We start from the raw sequence: 17895 nt of genomic DNA, 5'->3' as shown, positions 1-17895 counted from the left end.
ATTTGATACGACAACATTTCGGATTTCAGTCAAAACATAGCAACAAATTAAGAAATGTAAGGCACACGGCTGTTGAAGTTTGAATACTCTTCGCAGGCATGGAAATACCATGCCTCGTAAATTGCACTCAAACAGTTTTATTAGTTGATAAATGAACTATTCTTTTCATACTGCGATATCATTTTGGTTGAGTACGACTTTAGTTCTAATAAATATTGAGAGATATTCTTAGATTCTGGTGAGTCTGAATCATGAGTTATAGTTGTTTCATCAATTGTAAGAACAAACTTTGGGTGAAACTCTGAATGATACGTTACTTTTGTGATCAGGCTAATTGTGACATCTTTAGTCCAAGACACACTGTCAATTTCTAACGGCTCTTCCTTATCTGCTACCCTGTTTTTATTAATTTTATCTAACATCTCACGTAGATCTTCACGAGCAGAAGAATAAAGATCTTTTGTATTCGCATGGACAGAAGTGGAAGCACGTTTATCACCGTCAAAAGTAACTTCATATGTAGAACTAAGCGTCTCTCGATAGACTTCGCCGAGCCTAATTTTTCCAGATGTAAGTTCTAAGACATTCCCAAATTGCCTGAAACTATTGAGTTGTTCTATACCAAGAATACCCGAAGCAACTACAATAGAAGCACCCAATACCAACATACGTTTCATATTTTTCACCTTATATACAAATTTCAATCCAAATAACTAATTCTGCGTGAATGGCAGATAACTCCACCACCTTACCTAGACCACCGAATATTTAATACAAAACTCCACCTTTAACCGAGAGTGCCACGGGTTAGTTGTCAGCTTAAAGTGCTTGTTAGAGGCTTGATTTAGCTTGCGAACAGATCTCCTTGCCCTTTTTGTAAAGTCCTTTTATGCCTATAAACTAACCCTTGAGAGGTCTGGTTGATTTCCCGCCCATTAATATTGTCGAGTACAGTCTCAACTGAATACCCAGTTGTTACGACTTCACCCACTTCATCCAATTTACTATGGATGTTCAAAGCACACTTTATAGATGAACCATGTTGGAAGCTAATTCGCTCATCATGTACGTCTTGTTTAAAAGTTTGGTCTTTCATTGAAAAACTAATGGCTTCACCATCAAAAATACCTTTCCATTTGTAATTACCTCGCTTCAGGACAGGCGAAACAATTTCAATGATAGCCTCATCAACGGTTTCAACTGGTAGCACATTTGAACTTAATATGAAGCGTCTAAAGTTGCCGCGAGCAATTTCAGACTCTGGATTCGTCTCCTGCCCATTAGGTAATAAACTATTAACACCTAATTTAGTAACCTTATTATAAGTACTTAAGTGTTTAAATAAATTGGAACGTCGAGTGATAACCTTATAGTTTTCATTTACTACTTCAGCGACCTCAGCAACTGTTTCAGTCTGAACACTATCAGCTTTGATCTCAGCCTTAAGCTTCTGAACCCTTAACTTGCGCTCTTCGATACTTAAGCGCAAATCTTCTTTTTGCAGCCTTTCTAATTCGGAGTCGGATTTAGGGAGCAATGGGACAGCAATAGCGGCAATACCGACAATGACAGAAAGTACTCCAGCATTAGCATTAGCTAATTTCCATATATCACGCAGTCCGCCTTCTCTATGTGCTTCACATTCAATGAGGATTTTTTCATCTAATGTTTTAGCAATTTCCGTAAGTATTGCGATGATTTCAGCTTCACAACGATTACGGACTAAAGCATCCATGGTGTGTGAGTCATCACCGAAGTAATAGTGCATTTGAAACTTGTTAGCCAATAGCGATTTCTTCATATTCTGCATCCCGAAAACCCCTAACTGCTATTAAAAAAATTCTGTATTTAAATGTAGAGTTTTTCTGTCTAGCTCTTATGCAGCCTATCTTAAGCGACTTACTTTATTCATAACAATGACTTATCGTTCTTAGTTTGTGATTGAACATGAAAATGTAGATGTTTTCCTATCTAACGAGACTAAGTGTTAAAAAAGGTGAGATATGTACTTAGTGGTATTGTTAAAACAACTTTACTATTGATAATAAAGACAATATCCCCACTTCCAAAACCCTCTTATTTACTACTTTGTAGTTAAGATAAAAAGCGGAAAATGTCGGAGTTAACTTAGATACTTTCATTCTATAAATTAAAACAAAGCGTATTTTAATAACTCCCGCCCCTTCATACGATTACGATAAATAATAAAATTAGATTTTATAAAAACAATTTTATTAATAAGAGCTTTTGTAAACTTTGAATTACATACTCTAAAAATAAATCTCCCTGACAAACTTGTCATAAATCTAAATGCTCTTCCAATCTTGATTCGCAACACATGGCATAGTCGTGTTGCATATAGACTTCCTATAAAGCCGTTGGGAAGAAGGAGTTTATATTAAAATCAGGAACGAATAATGAACCAACAACGTCAACTAAGCTGGAAAATAGCCGCTATTCTAGGTACATCTTTTGGCTTTAATGCACACGCTGCAGAAATAGTCAGAGTCGATAATGATGCATTACTACAACAAAGCCTCGTCGCTCAGTCGAAGAGTGTTGCCCCACTTGAATTAGGTTTTTCTGAAGTTAAACGGGTGGTATTGCCCAATGGAAAAACGAAAGTCCGCTACCAACAAACTCACTTAGGTTTACCCGTCTTTGATACTTCGGTCGTGGCCACTATCTCTAAGAACCACCCCACTCAAGTGTTCGGTTCCATGGCACAGGGGATCAGTGGTGACCTATCCAGCATCGCACCAAAACTGAATCAGGAACAAGCGATAGAAGCCGCACTGTCCGTTCATCGCACGTTTACCGTCGGCAAAAAGTCGATTGAAAATAAAAACGCGAAACTGATGGTGAGATTGGATGAAAACCAAGTCGCCCAAGTGGTGTATCTGGTCGATTTCTTTATCGCGTCATCTATGCCAGAGCGCCCTTTTTACTTTATTGATGCCACGACTGGCAATGTCCTCCAAAAATGGAATGGGCTAAACCACGCCAAAGCATTAGGTACTGGCCCCGGTGGCAACCTCAAAACCACTCGATATGAATATGGCAGTGACCTCCCTAGCTTTCCCATCGATAAGACAGGTACAACTTGTACGTTAGAAAATGACTCGGTTAAAACTGTAGACTTGAACAACGGAACCTCTGGCAGTTCAGCTTACAGTTACGATTGTAGCGACAACACCAATTATACTGACCACAAATACGTTAATGGCTCCTACTCGCCTCTTAACGATGCGCACTACTTTGGTAATGTCGTGTTTGATATGTACAAAGAGTGGATGAACACCTCGCCGTTAACTTTCCAGCTGACGATGCGTGTTCATTACAGCACGGATTATGAAAATGCTTTCTGGAATGGTACATCCATGACTTTTGGAGATGGCAAAAATACCTTTTACCCATTGGTCGATATCAACGTGAGTGCTCACGAAGTCAGCCACGGGTTCACTGAGCAAAACTCCGGCCTTGTTTACCGAAATATGTCGGGTGGTATGAATGAAGCCTTCTCCGACATTGCGGGCGAAGCGGCTGAATACTACTTGCGTGGCAATGTGGATTGGGTGGTCGGTAGCGATATCTTCAAGTCTGAAGGTGGCTTGCGTTACTTTGATCAACCTTCAAAAGATGGTCGCTCGATTGATCACGCCTCTCAATACTACGATGGTTTGAACGTTCACTTATCTAGCGGTGTTTATAACCGCGCCTTTTACCTTTTAGCGAACAAGTCTGGCTGGGATGTGCGTAAGGGTTTTGAGATCTTCACGGTCGCCAACCAACTGTATTGGACGGCAAACAGTACCTTTGACGCTGGAGCTTGTGGCGTAGCTAAAGCCGCAGCAGACATGGGTTATGTGGTTGCCGATGTTGAAGATGCCTTTAACACGGTAGGCGTGAATGCGAGTTGTGGTTCAACGCCGCCAACTGGCAATGTGCTGACGAAAGGAACGCCAATTTCGAACTTAAGCGGGAATCAATCCTCAGAGAGCTTCTACACGTTCACTGTTGATTCTGCATCTAGCGTGACGGTTTCAATGTCTGGTGGTTCAGGCGATGCCGATCTTTACGTGAAATCAGGCAGCAAGCCAACGACATCGAGTTACGATTGCCGCCCTTATCGTGCAGGAAACAACGAGCAGTGCAGTGTGAGCGCTCAACCGGGTGTGACCTATCATGTGTTACTGCGCGGATACTCGAACTACTCAGGGCTAACGTTACGTTTAGATTGAGTTAGAGCGAGCCTCTCAAACAAGTTGTAAATCGAGAACTAGCGGTTAACCGCGAAATAAAAACCTACTCACTTTGAGTAGGTTTTTTATGGCACATCGTAATAGCTAATAATATTGTAAGTTATTTACTGATACGTTTATTAATTTATAAACATCAAGGTTACTTAGGTGTTATTTTATAAAAACAGTTTAAATTGAGATCCTGTGCTGCACAACGAAAAAAAAACAACTGACTAACTTTTGAACACATTCACGTTACTGATAGGTTAATCCTTATAGGGCAAATGCTCTATTAATGATAAAAATTAAAATAAGGATTATTTATGAGACCATCTTTTCCTATCAGCATGGTGCTTGCAACGACAGTGGTTGGCTTCCAGTCTTTTGCGCAAAATATTGAGACAACTGATTCATTAGGTATTGCAGAAAGTAGCGCAGCGCAAAAGCAATCTCTGGCGTTGCAAATCAGCGAGCGTTATTCCGATCTTGAGCTTTCATTGAGGGCTCAGATCTCAAAAAAGAACTTATCCGCGCCTGTAGATAAATTGAGCTCTACTCAGCCCTACTCTGCATTTTCAAGCAGAATGCAGAAAGCTGACCTTGGTTATCGCAAGATGAAAGGGATCAACGACTTCAGCGACTCTGTGTTAGAGGTTCGCATGGCCGATGAAACGATGATTGAAGCCTGGAAAAACGGCGAAAGCCCATTATTCGCATTTGAACCGTCAGGTGATGATTCGAATTGGCAATACATTGAAGCGTATGACGTGTACGGACAGGTTCATGAACTAGATGTGTACCAAATGCCAGACGTCCCAGTGTTTGTGGTTGATAGCAATGGTGCAGAAGAACTCAAAGCCGGCTTAATGGCTATGCAAGCTGAGATGCAGAAACTGGGTACAACAACGCAGATCAATGCAGACAGTGATGGTAGTAAAATCAGCAACAGCAAAAACAAAAAGGCTCAAAAACAAACCTTTGCGACTAGAGCAAGTCGCTCGATGGCCTTGTCTGAGACTCAACCATTAAACACTACTCAATTGACGAAAATCCGTTTAGCTGTTGACCAAGAACCTTGGATCTCCGGTAAAGCGGAAATCTACGCCATTGTGACCGGTGTCGATTCAAGTCGTTTAGAGCCCCAAATAGACCTCGTTGAGATGCCATATCTGGATTACGACAAACAGACGTACTACCCAAATCAAACCGTCATCTTCTGGCCTCGCTACCGCTGGGGTGCTGCAGATATGATCTTGATGGAACACGATGATGGCACAGACTATAAAGCGCTAGCAAAACTCTTGGTTCAAGCTGCTGAAGAGATACTTAAGATGATTCCTGATCCAGAAGTTCAGGGTTATGCGATCATCCCGCAGATTACTGGCAAGATTATCGATGTGATTCCTGATGGCGTATTAGTCAATGATGATGACTTCGTGGATGTGTACTACACCTTAATGCAAAACACGCCATATGTTGATCGCCCAGGCGCAGGCGGAAATGCTGTAGCCTCGTTTGCACCATTAACGATTTCACCTACAGAATAATAGGTTTGCACTGGATAGGGCTTCTCTATCTTCATCCCTAGCCTGCTCTTTATTACTCGAGATAGCTAAGCGTATATGCTTTAAGTACATCTACTTTCGGTATATACGCTTTATCAAGTTGACCTTTAGGCATTTGGCATAATGCTTTGCCCTTTAAGATCAGACATAGCCAAGCTGATTACAATGAATAATCAAACACGATAATGTCATCTAGCAACGGACGAAACACATCTTTCAGCGCATCATGCTCTGGGTGCGGAAGGTAGTTCTGACGCCCCTTTTCATCCGTAAACGTCATTAAAACTGAATGGGTATAACCTTGATTCTTGTTTTCAGGGCTGTCGTTTAATCCCCATTCGACTGAAGTTACTCCTTCAACTTTACTTGGCATCGCTTCAAACAGCATCTTTAATTTTTGAACCTCTGAAGTGTCAGCGTTTTCTTTAAACTTAATCAGTAAAATATGACGAATCATTCCCGTTCCTTTTCGAATCTTCGCTTAAGTACGTGTAACAACTAGCCAACAGTTAATGGCAAGCTAAAACTAATAGAAAAACAAAATGCCACACGTGACACAGCATGCCAAGGTTAGATTGTTACAGTTTATAAAATAATTCAAACCTCAAAACGAAAAATGCTGCACCCGAGGGCACAGCATTTCTCATGACAATGGTAAGCACTGATTAAGCGTTAGTCACGACGACCTGTTAACTGAATAGCTTGGTCTTGTGGCGTATTCGTTTGGAATTTCAAACCACCGTAAGCCGCTTCATTTCTTCCTTCAAGAGTAAGGTCAGACTCGACACGCTCTACGTTTACCTGATTGCCTTGGCTCGTTGTCATGTCGATAGTACCTGTATACGTACCGTCGGCAGCAAAAGCGGTATTCATTGAGAAAGCCATTAAGCCTAGTGCGATTAGTTTTTTCATACATCACCTCGTATTATTTTTAATTATTTGTTCGTTTGGTATCTGTGTTTCTTTGTTGAAATAACTTTAACAACCGAATACCCGTGATTCGAGGAAAACCAATATTTACTAAATGGAAACTCGTTGATAAATAGAAGAAATAGTTCGCATCTTGACGTTGTGCTGTCTTAAAAACTGGCAGTGATGACTATGATATTGGAGTCAGATGGTCTTTAGGCTTTTACTGCGCCAAAGATTAGCATCGTTATCATCTAAACAATTCGGAGTGCTTGTGGACATCAATCTCGATATTCAGAATATCTTGGTCATCAAACGTATGTATGAGCTTCGTAATGTTGGCTTAGTTGCAGAATCGCTAGGAAAAACCCCAGGGGCGATCAGCAAGAACCTTTCAAAGTTAAAAGTACAACTTAACGATCCACTGTTCATCCAAACCAAACATGGATTCGAACCAACGACATTTATTGAAAACAATATTGATAATTTTGAGCAGATACTAAGCAGTGTCGAAGCGATAAAGCATCAAGAGTTCTGCCCTGAATCTTATCAGGGAGATGTAAAAATCTACGCTAATACACTTTTTTGGGAACGCTTTGGTTCTAAGCTGTACCTCACTCTGAGTAAAGAAGCTCCGCATGCTCGCTTCTCACTGGAGAGATGGGGAACCAATGTAAAAAACAGAATCATCGAAGGTGAAGACGCAATCGCCGTTCACTACTTTGATGAAAGCCTGCCTCAGTCCATTTCACAAAAAGAGATTGGAAAAGGAAAAGTCGTATTCTTTGTGAGAGAGGATCATAAAGCACAAAGCTTTAAATCGCTCGTCAACTATCCAATCATCCTTTTTAGAACCCCGGGTTGGAATGACAATAAATACCCTATTCTCGATCGCCTTCGAAATATCGGATTTAATGTCGATCCAAAAGTGGAATCCGATCACCCAGCAATGATCCACGATATTGTGCTGAAGTCAGATTATTTCGGAATCACCCTAGATGGCAGTGTGCCAGAGGGTTGTCGTAGTATTGATTTGCCAGAAAAACTCACTATTGATGTGAGTTATGTGATGAGTTGCCGTCGCTCTCAGAAAGATGCACCATTGAATAAATGGCTTTTTGATACGCTGAGCTCAGTATTAAGACAATAGTAATCCTAGGACTTTAGTTCTGTTTGCTCAAAAAACAAAGGCTCTAACAAGAGCCTTTGTGTTAATAGCTGTTTAGATTTCACTGAAAATCAGTTCGAAAATTCAACCAGCCTTACTGTATATTCTTGGACTTTAAGCTTCTTCTAGCTCTGGTTTACTCTTTTTTATAGGTTGTTTAATACTGGTTTCAACCTCTTTCAAGCGTGCAGTAAAGTGCCTCAACACTGGCGGTTCATAGGTAAAATCGAGCCCTTTCACTTGCCCAGCATTCTCTTTCACTTTTTCGAATGCTTCGATGATGAAGTCCATGTGTGTTTGTGTGTAGGTCGCGCGAGGAATGGTAAGGCGCAATAACTCTGCAGGACACGGGTGTTGCTCGCCTGTTGCCGGGTCGCGACCTTGCAACAATGAACCAATCTCAACCGCTCTGATACCCGCAACCTTATAAAGTTCGCACGCTAAAGCATGAGCAGGAAACTGACCCGCCGGAATATGAGGAAGCATTTTACCTGCATCCACAAACGCAGCGTGACCACCGGCTTGTTGGCACACCACACCTATCGACTCCAAACCATCAACTAAATACTGCACTTGACCAATACGATACTCTAACCAATCTTGGCGCATACCGTCATAGAGGCCAACCGCTAAACGCTCCATCGCGCCACCTTCTAAGCCACCATAGGTTGGGAAGCCCTCTTGCACCACACACAAGGTGCGACACTCTGTATACACATCCATGAAAGAGTCGTCTTTAAAGCACAACAACCCGCCCATTTGTACCATCGCGTCTTTCTTGGCTGACATGGCTAAGCCATCCGCGTATTTGTAAGACTCACGCGTGATTTGCTCGATTGTCCAATCTTGATAACCCGTTTCACGCTGTTGAATGAAGAACGCATTTTCAGCGTAGCGCGCAGAATCCATGATCACTGGAATATCGTACTTCTGAGCGATTTCATATACAGCTTTCAGGTTGGCAATAGACACTGGCTGCCCACCAGCAGAGTTACAAGTAATGGTGCTCACAATATAAGGAACGTTTGCAGCGCCCGCTTCCAAGATCGCTTCTTCCAATTTCACAACATCGAAGTTACCTTTGAAGTCTGCATTCACTGACGTGTCGAATGCTTCTTTGGTGTAAACATTCTTCGCCACACAACAGTTCACTTGTGTGTGGCCTTGAGTGGTGTCGAAAAAATAATTAGATAAGGCAACCATTTTACTGCGATCGAGTCCCTTCTCCATTTCACGCTTCTTAATAAGAACAGGAATGTAGATCTGCTCTGCGCCGCGCCCTTGGTGTGTTGGAATCGTCAATTTGTAACCGAAGATGTCCTTAACCGCATTCGACAATGCATAGTAACTTCGGCTACCACTGTAAGCTTCATCCCCCATTAGCATCGCGGCTTGCATGCGTTGAGTAATAGAACCCGTACCGCTGTCTGTCAGCAAATCAATGAACACATCGTCACTATCAAGTAAGAATGGGTTCATACCCGCTTCAACGATCGCTTGTTCACGATAGGCACGAGTTGTTCTTTTTACAGGCTCTACAACGCGAATACGAAATGGTTCTGGTAGATGTTTGAAGTTTTCCATAATAATACCTTTCAATACATTCCGATCAGGTCAGAATATATTTTCTTTAGATGTCACGAATTCCCACCATTAAATTATTTTTTCCGTACAAATACACACAGAAAAATTAACAGTAAAAATAAAAAAGTTAAATAATGACTTATTAATCAAACCTAAACAGAGGCTAAGATAAATAACAAGAACGATGAAACAACGAATACTCAGCACGGAATAATAAGTGCGACATTCATGCGTTCAAAGGTCATCAAAGCTGCTGATAGGTAAACAAAGCACGCTGCTTTGTTGGCGCGTGACGCCTAGAAGGTACTACTCTGAAGAAAGACGGAACGAGAGCTGGTGGTCTAACGTATACCAAGCTAACAAGGTTAGCCATGTTGTTGATTGCCATTTCAGATACATGTTCACAATATATCCCTACGTTGAAATCAAGATGATCCGAAATTTAAATATAGTGCAATTGTTTTATAAATAAAGCTTAGACAAGTATAAATGTGATCAACATTTAGAATGAAAATTAAATACGATAGCATGTTATATAAACTGTGAATCACAGCAGTTTATATACTATTAAACTAGTTCAGCGAGATATTTAATAATAGCGGCGATCTTTTAAATTCAATGCATCTCTAATATAGAACGAAGAACTAGAACACTACGTTCTGATGAGAATCAAACCTCACCAGAACGGCATTATAGAAACTGTCGTGGATTACTTTTTCTTAACGACTTGTTTAATGGCCATTTCAGCGATCTTCGGTGTCGCTGCTTTCAATGCACTAGGGGCAACCTTCTTACCCGCCTTGACCGCTTTATTCAGTTGGCCTTTAACCGACGTCCCTCTTTTCATGGCTTCTAAACGTTGGCGATTTCTCTGCACGTTATTTGCGTCAGCGATACGCTCAATCAACGTCTGCCTTAAAGTATCTAAACCAAACTGTACCTTTTCTGGCGCAATCGCCAGCGGTAACACGATATCGGTTTTCAGCAATATATGATTGTATTCGAGCGCTTGAACAATGATCTTTGCTTTGGCCGATGTTGGATTCTCTAAGTCATACGGCGGTTGCCAATCGTCTACAGGCTTTAATCGGTCTACCTGATTCACAACCGACACCACTATCTGCTTCTTGCGTGAGATGTTCTTAGGATCGTCATAGAAAGCATCAAATCTATCTTTCAGCTGCTTATCCAAATCACGCGCAGATTGATTGGCTTTAAGCACCCATAGCACCACATCGGCTTGGGTCATCTCTTTCAGCATTAAGGCTTCGGTTTTAGGATTGCCATCAAGCCCCTGAAGATCAACAACTCGAACATCATTGTCGTCGACAAACGCGTTGTAAACCGTTGAAGTGTCCGTTGATGGCAGTACATCCACTTCAGCTACCAACTCTTGCTTAAGAGCATTGATAAGCGAAGATTTACCAGAGCTGGTTTGCCCCACCAGCACGATTCGCACAGGCTCTAATTCAGGAGCAAAGCGTTGTTCGTCGAGTTCAGATACGTCCGACGCTTTCAATGCTTCATCTTCAATGCTGAAACGTCCGCTATAGAGGTCAATCGCCACCGCCGCGACTTCATCTAATAAGGCTTGTTTAGCGGCGTACTGCATGTCGTCAACCACACCTTTTGTCATTGAAGATGTCGCTTGCTCTCGACCTAAATCAGAAACAACTTTTAACGGGTTCAAATACAGGTCTTTGAGGTGATTCCCCCAAATAGCGGCCTTAACGATCTTCTGCCCTAGCTCGCCATATTTGTCATAGGCTTCGTAGCCCGCCTTAATGTAAGAAACCTTGAGATACTCAATGCCCGGTATATGCTCTCGCACTACCAGTTTGTAACGTCGGCTTACCTCTTCGAACAGCTTTAGCCCTTCAGGAATCGAGAAATCGAGCGATTTCTTATCAAACTTTTTCGCCACAAACTCAAGTACTTCTAAACCGGTTTGGTCTAGGTTGCCCCACTCTATATCGTCCATTAATTGTTGGCGTACATAGTGTTTTGATTCATTCCAGATCGACAGTTCTTTTTGAGACCAATCAGTCGAAGCCTTAACCAATGCATCGTTGATATCAGCTTTTTTATGGTGTGATTCAGAACCTCCCTCGCCAATGTCTTCACTTTCTTTATTTGAGAAAGACTCGTTATTTGAAGAGTTGCGTGAAGAACGCTGAGAGGATTGACGAGAAGATGGATGCGAAGAACGGCTAGACACATACAAAGGAATGGTGAACACCAAAGTACTCACCGCAATGGCAATCGACATTTCCAGTAGGTAACCGTATTTTACCGCTAAGAAAACACCAAAGCCCATCATGATAACGCTTGGGAAGATGGCCGAAATAAGAGCAATACCCCAACGTCCGCCCGATAGCACCGCCAGTAATCGAAATAGGTTTCTAATTTTCTTCATAGCCCGATGCCGCCTTTCCTTTTTTCAGGGATTCTTTGTAGATCTTCTGCATCTCTTGTTCAGACACTTCTTCGCCTTTGTTCTTATGATAGAAGTAAAAACAAGCCGCACGACCTAAACCATAAGAGGTTCCGAAGCTCATGGCGGCTGCAGCAACTGCCCCTACCGTTTGACCATAAACCGGTATCAGCTTTATCAACTGTCGAGTGCCTAACTTCATTCCGTATTGCAAAGCAAAACTGCTTCCCAAAGTACCTATCAGCTCACTGAAGACTCTCTTGTTCCACTCGACCCCATATTGATTCGCCAAACTATGAAGCATTTTCGCTTGAATCGCAGGTACAGACACCAAGCCAACACCCGGAATCAGGTCGCTTGCCGCAGCGCTTCCTGCATACCAAAGCACTTCGTTTTCTACTTGATCAAAGTTGACTTCTTCTTGTGTGGAATGCTCTTTGTCTTGCACCATCATCCCTATAACAGGAAGAATACTGGTCAGCTTTTCTAACAAGCTGTCATAGTTGTAAACCGCTTTGCTGTTAGACATAGCGCTGTCATCGACTTCAAAATCGACCGTTACCGATTCAAACCCTTTACCCCAAACCTTTTCTACTTGGTTGGTGTTGAACTGAACCTGCCTTGCTCGGTCTGTTTCACTGGAGGACAAGACCGCAGTATGAACTAGCAACAAGTGTTTAATCTTCTTCTGTTTCTTAATCTGTTTTAGAGCTGCAAGCACGGCGGATTGTTCAGGTTCGTCTGCTTTCATTACAACGACTAACGCATTACCTGCCTGGCCAATCTCTTCTAGATCCTCTTTCGCATCGTAATTCGCTTCGCTTAGTCCTCTGGTATCGAGAAAACGCATCACAGGTTTGTCTTGAGGAAACTCATACGACATCGCCGTCATGGTACACGGAGCGAAGCCATTCCCTACTTCAACAGAAGAATCACCCGTAACCGCTTGAATAAATGATGACTTACCCGCGCCCGTTTTACCTAGCAGCCACAAGGTAGGCAGGTGCTTGCGTTGATATTCATGGGCCTGAGTAAGATCGGGGTTCTTGCTCGGATTAATGAAGTCTTTTATTTGATCAAACATGGTTAGAGTAACGCTCACTTGATGTTGAGATTCGGGTGATGACAAAGCAATACTGACTTATATAATCACAAATCATATTTAACTAATGTTTGTTCAGTCGTACAGGTTTACAATGCCTAAACGCTTGTTTTTATATGGGTGCTGATTTTTATGTGCACGCTTATTTTTATAGGTGCTTTTTCATACATGCTTGTATCACTATATTGATTCATGCACCGAACGAACATCAACAAACACTGAAGGCTCAAAGAGAAGTATGGAACAAATTTATTTAGCTGGCGGGTGTTTATGGGGCGTACAAGAATTTATTAAGTACGTTCCTGGTGTTATCAGCACAGAAGCAGGCCGAGCCAATGGAAGCGCCCAGCTAACAGAAAACGGGTCGACGCAATGCGATAGCACGCAATGCAATGGCACACAAAGCGATTACGATGGCTATGCAGAGTGCGTCCAAATTGAATTTGATCCAAGCATTACTTCAGTAACGATTCTGATCGAACACCTGTTTGAGATTATCGACCCTTACAGTGTCAATAAACAGGGCGTCGATGTGGGTGAGAAGTACCGTACTGGCGTATACAGCACCAACACAAAACACTTAACAGAAGCCAAGCATTATGTTGCATCTCGTGACGACGCAGACCGTATCGCACTCGAGCTATTGCCGTTAACTCACTATGTTGCGAGTGATGATATTCATCAGCATCACTTAAGTCAGTTTCCTGAAGACCATCACTTATGCAATATCCCTTGGGATCTACTGCATAAATATAAAGCACGGTAATCACGGCGTAAGATCGAGATAGTCACGACGTAAGATCGATAAAGCCTCAACAGACATTAACCGTTGAGGCTTTTTAGGTGCTAATGACCAAGACAGCTATCGTGAACTTATTTGATAGCTCAAACCATTAAGTAGTACACATTAAATATTGGCTTTAAAAATTGACGGCCACCCATTTGGGTGGCCGTGATGTTATTTAGGATACCTACTAAATTAGCCTTCGGCTGGCGTCACTTCGTCTTGTTGCTCGACTTTGTCATCAACCGCTTTTACAAGTAATAGACCAACAGAGAACACAATCAAGCCACACAGAACGAATACCATGCGTCCCCACATTGGGTTTGGCAGCACGAACATGGTCATTACGCCCACACCCGCAACCGCGATAAGTGAACCCAACATACGACGTTGCTTGTTATCCAGTTTCTTCTGTTCACTACTTTCAGCAACTAGTGGTGTCGCTAAGTTGTTGAAGAACTTGTCTACGTCTTTCTCACGGTGTTCTGGTAATGGCTTGTAGAACAATGTTGAAAGAACAAAGAAACCAGCAGTAAATACGATGTGACCGATAAGGCCGATAGCCACTTTCAGGTCAGCCCACTCACGGCCCGTTAATTCGTTTAGACCGAACCAGTTTTGAATCATATCCGCTGTGATAACGAAACCAACGAAGTAAGAAACCACACCACCCACAACTAGCGTGCCCCAGCCAGCCCAATCCGGTGTTTTACGGATAAAGAAGCCACAGAATGCTGGAATCGTCATTGGGAAGCCGATCAACGCACCGACATACATCATGGTGTCGAACAGGCTCAAACCTTTCAGAGAGTTGATGAACAAAGCAACCAAGATGATTGCGATACCGAAGAAGGTAGACGTTAGCTTAGAAACAACCATTAGCTCTTTCTCTGTCGCTTCAGGGCGAAGAATCGGCTCGTAGAAGTTCTTAACAAAAATACCTGAGTTACGGTTTAGACCCGAGTCCATTGAAGACATTGTTGCCGCAAACATCGCTGCAATCAGAAGGCCAACCATACCAACCGGCATGTACTCTTGAACGAAGTATAGGTAAGCGAAATCAGCCGCTTTGCTGCCTGCTTCTGGATAAGCGGCAGCTAAGTCAACACCTTGACCCGCCATGAACCATGAAGGCATGAACCAAATGATTGGACCCAGTGTCATCAGTACACAGGCAAGCAATGCCGCTTTACGCGCGTTGTTTGAATCTTTCGCTGCAAGGTAGCGGTAAGAGTTCAGCATGTTATTGGTAATACTGAATTGCTTTAAGAAGATGAACACAGCCCAGATGCTGAAGATGCTTAGGTAATTAAGGTTATCACCTGTGATAAATGAATCGGTTGGGAAATCACTGATAATTTGTGTAACGCCGCCACCGTGGTAAACCGCTACCACTGCACACGTTACGGTCACTGCCATAATGATAACCATCTGCATAAAGTCAGAGGCGATTACAGCCCAAGAGCCGCCCGTTACCGACATTACCAGTACTACAAGGCCTGTTAGGATGATCGTGGTTGTCATGTCGAAACCAAAGATCCCTGATGCGATGATCGCAAGGCCGTTCAACCAAATACCCGCGGAGATAACACTGTTTGGCATGCCAGACCAAGTAAACACTTGCTCGTTCACCTTACCAAAACGCATACGAATCGCTTCAATCACCGTCACAACACGCAACTGGCGGAACTTCGGAGCAAAATAGAGGTAGTTCATTAGATAACCGAATGCGTTAGCGATGAAGATAATCGCTACGGCAAATCCATCGGTAAAGGCTTTACCTGCTGCACCAGTAAATGTCCACGCACTGAACTGGGTCATAAATGCCGTAGCACCTACCATCCACCACAGCATGTTACCTCCCCCACGGAAATAATCACTTGTCGTGCTTGTAAACGTTCGGAACATCCACCCTATTGCAATTAAGAATAGGAAGTAGATGCCAACTATCAGGGTATTGAGTTCCATCTTGAGACCTTTTATTTATGTTTTTTTGTTGGGGTCACTATAAATAGATGGCAAGCATATTTGTACTACAATAATCCAAATGCGTGACGGCGATCTTACACTCTCACACCCAATTAATCATACAAGTGATCGAGTTCAAAGTTGCACCACCTACGAGCATAATTCCTCAAGTGAGTGCAGTCATCCGTACCAAATCTCGACAAAAACCTCAGAAAACATGAACAAAGTCTCCAAAAAACGAAAATTTATCGACAAAAACCATCATTCGTCACGATCAAAGCTCGAAGGGAGGCAACAGAAATATCGCTAAATATAATTTATAAAAATGAATAACACTGACATATTTGTAATACAAATATAAATTAAAATTTGCTCTGAAAAGTTCCCTATATGAGTCCGTCATTAATGCAAACTTGAAAACCATTATTAGATACTGACAGTGGTTCTCGGAAGTGAAATGCTTTTAACACACCAGTTACACTTTCCCCTCGTCCATTAAAAAGGTGTCATTATGAAGAAATACGTTCCAATCTTAATTGCTCTTAGTACGGTATCTTCTATGAGCTATGCAGCCACCAGCGATGATGCTGTTGACTACTTACAAATGCGCAAAGGTGTGGCTTATCAAGTAAACCACTCAAAACCCTTTACTGGTCAATTTGAAGAGAAGTTCGATAACGGCCAAGTCGCGACCCAAGCTCAATTTGCCGATGGCCTAGAACTTGGGTTAGAAACCAACTGGTACCCAAATGGCCAAGTTGCTTCTAAGGTGAATTACGTTAAAGGTGAGCTGCAAGGCAAAGCCGAGACCTGGTATCCAAACGGACAGAAAAAAGCAGAGCTCAACTATAAAGACAATGAGCTGTCGGGTGTTGCCTCGCGCTGGTATCCGAATGGCGAACAAAGCCTAACAGCCGAATTCAGTGACGGGCAAAAAGACGGATTAGTGACGGACTACTACCCTAATGGTAATAAGGCCAGCCAAGCGAAATTTGATGAAGGCGAAGTAGCAAACGGGAAACTCACTCGCTGGAATAGTAACGGTGACAAGGTTGAAGAACTGACCTTTAAAGACCACAAAGTCACGTCAAAACAAGTTTGGATGCCGACAGAAAGCTAATACTAACGTAAGTAGAGCCTCAAACTGGCTCTTATACACAAATTTCAGATAAAAAAAACGCTCATGTTGCCTGTATCAACATGAGCGCAAGGGTAGTTCTTCACTACCGTCTCCTACCTTTCTAAACGAAAGCAGAAGTTATAATTAGAATAGTTGGGAGCAATAATCAAAATGCTTTCGCAAGCACTTCAACGATTTCTTTGTAGCCGATTGGAACAAATGGGAAACTATTCGAACCCTGTTCACTCCTATCAAGTTCATACTTACATAGCAGGCGATGTCACTGCCTTGTCTACTACATTTCAAACCTTCTCTGATTGAGCTTTAAATCACCTCAAGCAAATGCCTCATGTTCTTAAAGCAGTTGGTTTTAATCCACTTAGCTTCAAGACCATTCTTACTTATGCGGCTTCACACCGTCAGTTCATGCAATCAACACAGCAAAGTTATGTGTTACTACAGAAAGCTAGTAAATAATAATGTATTACAAATAAAAATAACATCTAAAGATTCAATTTTTTGCTGTAGCGCACATTTATTGATGAACAAAAGTCTTAATAACCATAACTAAAAAAGAAACAAATCACTATAAAACAGCCACTTATTTGAATTCATTTACTTTGTAACCCTTTGTTAATAGTGATTTCGTCCCTACAACACGATCCAATTCACAGAACCTACTCCTTCAAATCGTTAGCATATTTGTATTATTTAAATGCAAAACAAAGTTGAAATAACGAAACAATAATTTCAAAGACAAAATGCATTGAAGACAACAACGACTCTATTTGGCTTGCAATTATGGCCAATACTCAACCTATAAATATGGAACGAATACCATGAATAAAACGAAAATCCTGATTGCTGTGGCATCTGTACTCGCTGCTGGCTCTGTATCTGCGGCGTCTTTCGATATGAGACACGAATACAAGAGTCATACAGATCAACACGCTACTCGTGTAAAACTAGGCGATAGCATTGGCAACTTCCTTGTAGATATTGAAGCGAAATTCAAGGGAG

Annotated in this window: 13 protein-coding genes and 1 pseudogene; 6 read left to right on the top strand and 8 right to left on the bottom strand. The window is 42.1% G+C overall.

Annotation, left to right across the window (positions count from 1 at the left end):
• Nucleotides 1-140: 140 nt before the first annotated feature.
• The gene (locus BCU75_RS19215; protein WP_102464630.1) at nucleotides 141-677 is read right to left on the bottom strand and encodes a hypothetical protein; all 537 of its coding nucleotides are present in this window, start codon (nucleotides 675-677) and stop codon (nucleotides 141-143) included.
• Nucleotides 678-844: 167 nt separating this feature from the next.
• The gene (locus tag BCU75_RS19210) at nucleotides 845-1801 is read right to left on the bottom strand and encodes a hypothetical protein (RefSeq protein WP_102474769.1); all 957 of its coding nucleotides are present in this window, start codon (nucleotides 1799-1801) and stop codon (nucleotides 845-847) included.
• 616 nt (nucleotides 1802-2417) lie between these two features.
• Here BCU75_RS19210 and BCU75_RS19205 point away from each other — a divergent pair.
• Entirely contained in the window at nucleotides 2418-4241 is a 1824-nt protein-coding gene (locus tag BCU75_RS19205; protein WP_102474768.1) for a M4 family metallopeptidase, read from the top strand.
• A 323-nt stretch (nucleotides 4242-4564) separates the two neighbouring features.
• A complete protein-coding gene (locus BCU75_RS19200; RefSeq protein WP_102474767.1) occupies nucleotides 4565-5788 on the top strand; it encodes a DUF3103 domain-containing protein in 1224 nt (407 codons plus the stop codon).
• Between the two features lie 178 nt (nucleotides 5789-5966).
• Here the strand turns inward: BCU75_RS19200 and BCU75_RS19195 are convergent, their stop codons facing one another.
• Both BCU75_RS19195 and BCU75_RS19190 read right to left on the bottom strand, forming a co-directional pair.
• Nucleotides 5967-6263, bottom strand: a complete 297-nt coding sequence (locus tag BCU75_RS19195) for a Dabb family protein (RefSeq protein ID WP_076679164.1) — start codon at nucleotides 6261-6263, stop codon at nucleotides 5967-5969.
• A gap of 215 nt (nucleotides 6264-6478) precedes the next feature.
• The gene (locus BCU75_RS19190; protein WP_102474766.1) at nucleotides 6479-6718 is read right to left on the bottom strand and encodes a hypothetical protein; all 240 of its coding nucleotides are present in this window, start codon (nucleotides 6716-6718) and stop codon (nucleotides 6479-6481) included.
• Nucleotides 6719-6989: 271 nt separating this feature from the next.
• On the opposite strand from BCU75_RS19190, the gene BCU75_RS19185 reads away from it, so the two are divergent.
• Nucleotides 6990-7865, top strand: a complete 876-nt coding sequence (locus tag BCU75_RS19185) for a LysR family transcriptional regulator (protein ID WP_102466210.1) — start codon at nucleotides 6990-6992, stop codon at nucleotides 7863-7865.
• A gap of 132 nt (nucleotides 7866-7997) precedes the next feature.
• Here BCU75_RS19185 and tnaA read toward each other — a convergent pair whose 3' ends face one another.
• From tnaA to BCU75_RS19170, 3 genes are all read right to left on the bottom strand, one after another.
• Nucleotides 7998-9467, bottom strand: coding sequence for a tryptophanase (gene tnaA, locus BCU75_RS19180; protein ID WP_102474765.1), 1470 nt, complete (start codon nucleotides 9465-9467; stop codon nucleotides 7998-8000).
• A 709-nt stretch (nucleotides 9468-10176) separates the two neighbouring features.
• Nucleotides 10177-11883 (bottom strand): GTPase family protein, encoded by a 1707-nt coding sequence (locus BCU75_RS19175; protein WP_102474764.1) that lies wholly within the window; start codon nucleotides 11881-11883, stop codon nucleotides 10177-10179.
• Nucleotides 11870-12985 carry a YcjF family protein gene (locus tag BCU75_RS19170; protein WP_102474763.1) on the bottom strand — a complete coding sequence of 372 codons (1116 nt, stop codon included), beginning with the start codon at nucleotides 12983-12985 and terminating at the stop codon, nucleotides 11870-11872. The genes BCU75_RS19175 and BCU75_RS19170 overlap by 14 nt, the downstream gene beginning before the upstream one ends.
• Before the next feature lie 256 nt (nucleotides 12986-13241).
• Here BCU75_RS19170 and BCU75_RS19165 point away from each other — a divergent pair, with 256 nt between their 5' ends.
• Nucleotides 13242-13769, top strand: coding sequence for a peptide-methionine (S)-S-oxide reductase (locus tag BCU75_RS19165; protein WP_102474762.1), 528 nt, complete (start codon nucleotides 13242-13244; stop codon nucleotides 13767-13769).
• A 213-nt stretch (nucleotides 13770-13982) separates the two neighbouring features.
• Here the strand turns inward: BCU75_RS19165 and BCU75_RS19160 are convergent, their stop codons facing one another.
• Nucleotides 13983-15755, bottom strand: a complete 1773-nt coding sequence (locus BCU75_RS19160; RefSeq protein ID WP_076679157.1) for a sodium:solute symporter family transporter — start codon at nucleotides 15753-15755, stop codon at nucleotides 13983-13985.
• Between the two features lie 511 nt (nucleotides 15756-16266).
• Here BCU75_RS19160 and BCU75_RS19155 point away from each other — a divergent pair.
• Nucleotides 16267-16875, top strand: a complete 609-nt coding sequence (locus BCU75_RS19155) for a toxin-antitoxin system YwqK family antitoxin (RefSeq protein WP_076679156.1) — start codon at nucleotides 16267-16269, stop codon at nucleotides 16873-16875.
• An 839-nt stretch (nucleotides 16876-17714) separates the two neighbouring features.
• A pseudogene (locus tag BCU75_RS24645) lies at nucleotides 17715-17895 on the top strand (oligogalacturonate-specific porin KdgM family protein); the annotation flags it as partial.

The sequence above is a fragment of the Vibrio splendidus genome (genome assembly GCF_002873455.1).
Taxonomy (GTDB): domain Bacteria; phylum Pseudomonadota; class Gammaproteobacteria; order Enterobacterales; family Vibrionaceae; genus Vibrio; species Vibrio splendidus_J.
The sequence above is the reverse complement of the archived record's forward strand: the minus strand, read 5'-3'. Positions and strand labels throughout refer to the sequence as shown.

Coding starts and splice junctions, on each gene's coding strand:
- BCU75_RS19205 (WP_102474768.1), top strand. CDS start 2,418: ATGAACCAACAACGTCAACTAAGCTGGAAAATAGCCGCTATTCTAGGT.
- BCU75_RS19155 (WP_076679156.1), top strand. CDS start 16,267: ATGAAGAAATACGTTCCAATCTTAATTGCTCTTAGTACGGTATCTTCT.
- BCU75_RS19195 (WP_076679164.1), bottom strand. CDS start 6,263: ATGATTCGTCATATTTTACTGATTAAGTTTAAAGAAAACGCTGACACT.
- BCU75_RS19190 (WP_102474766.1), bottom strand. CDS start 6,718: ATGAAAAAACTAATCGCACTAGGCTTAATGGCTTTCTCAATGAATACC.
- BCU75_RS19215 (WP_102464630.1), bottom strand. CDS start 677: ATGAAACGTATGTTGGTATTGGGTGCTTCTATTGTAGTTGCTTCGGGT.
- BCU75_RS19160 (WP_076679157.1), bottom strand. CDS start 15,755: ATGGAACTCAATACCCTGATAGTTGGCATCTACTTCCTATTCTTAATT.
- tnaA (WP_102474765.1), bottom strand. CDS start 9,467: ATGGAAAACTTCAAACATCTACCAGAACCATTTCGTATTCGCGTTGTA.
- BCU75_RS19200 (WP_102474767.1), top strand. CDS start 4,565: ATGAGACCATCTTTTCCTATCAGCATGGTGCTTGCAACGACAGTGGTT.
- BCU75_RS19175 (WP_102474764.1), bottom strand. CDS start 11,883: ATGAAGAAAATTAGAAACCTATTTCGATTACTGGCGGTGCTATCGGGC.
- BCU75_RS19210 (WP_102474769.1), bottom strand. CDS start 1,801: ATGAAGAAATCGCTATTGGCTAACAAGTTTCAAATGCACTATTACTTC.
- BCU75_RS19170 (WP_102474763.1), bottom strand. CDS start 12,985: ATGTTTGATCAAATAAAAGACTTCATTAATCCGAGCAAGAACCCCGAT.
- BCU75_RS19165 (WP_102474762.1), top strand. CDS start 13,242: ATGGAACAAATTTATTTAGCTGGCGGGTGTTTATGGGGCGTACAAGAA.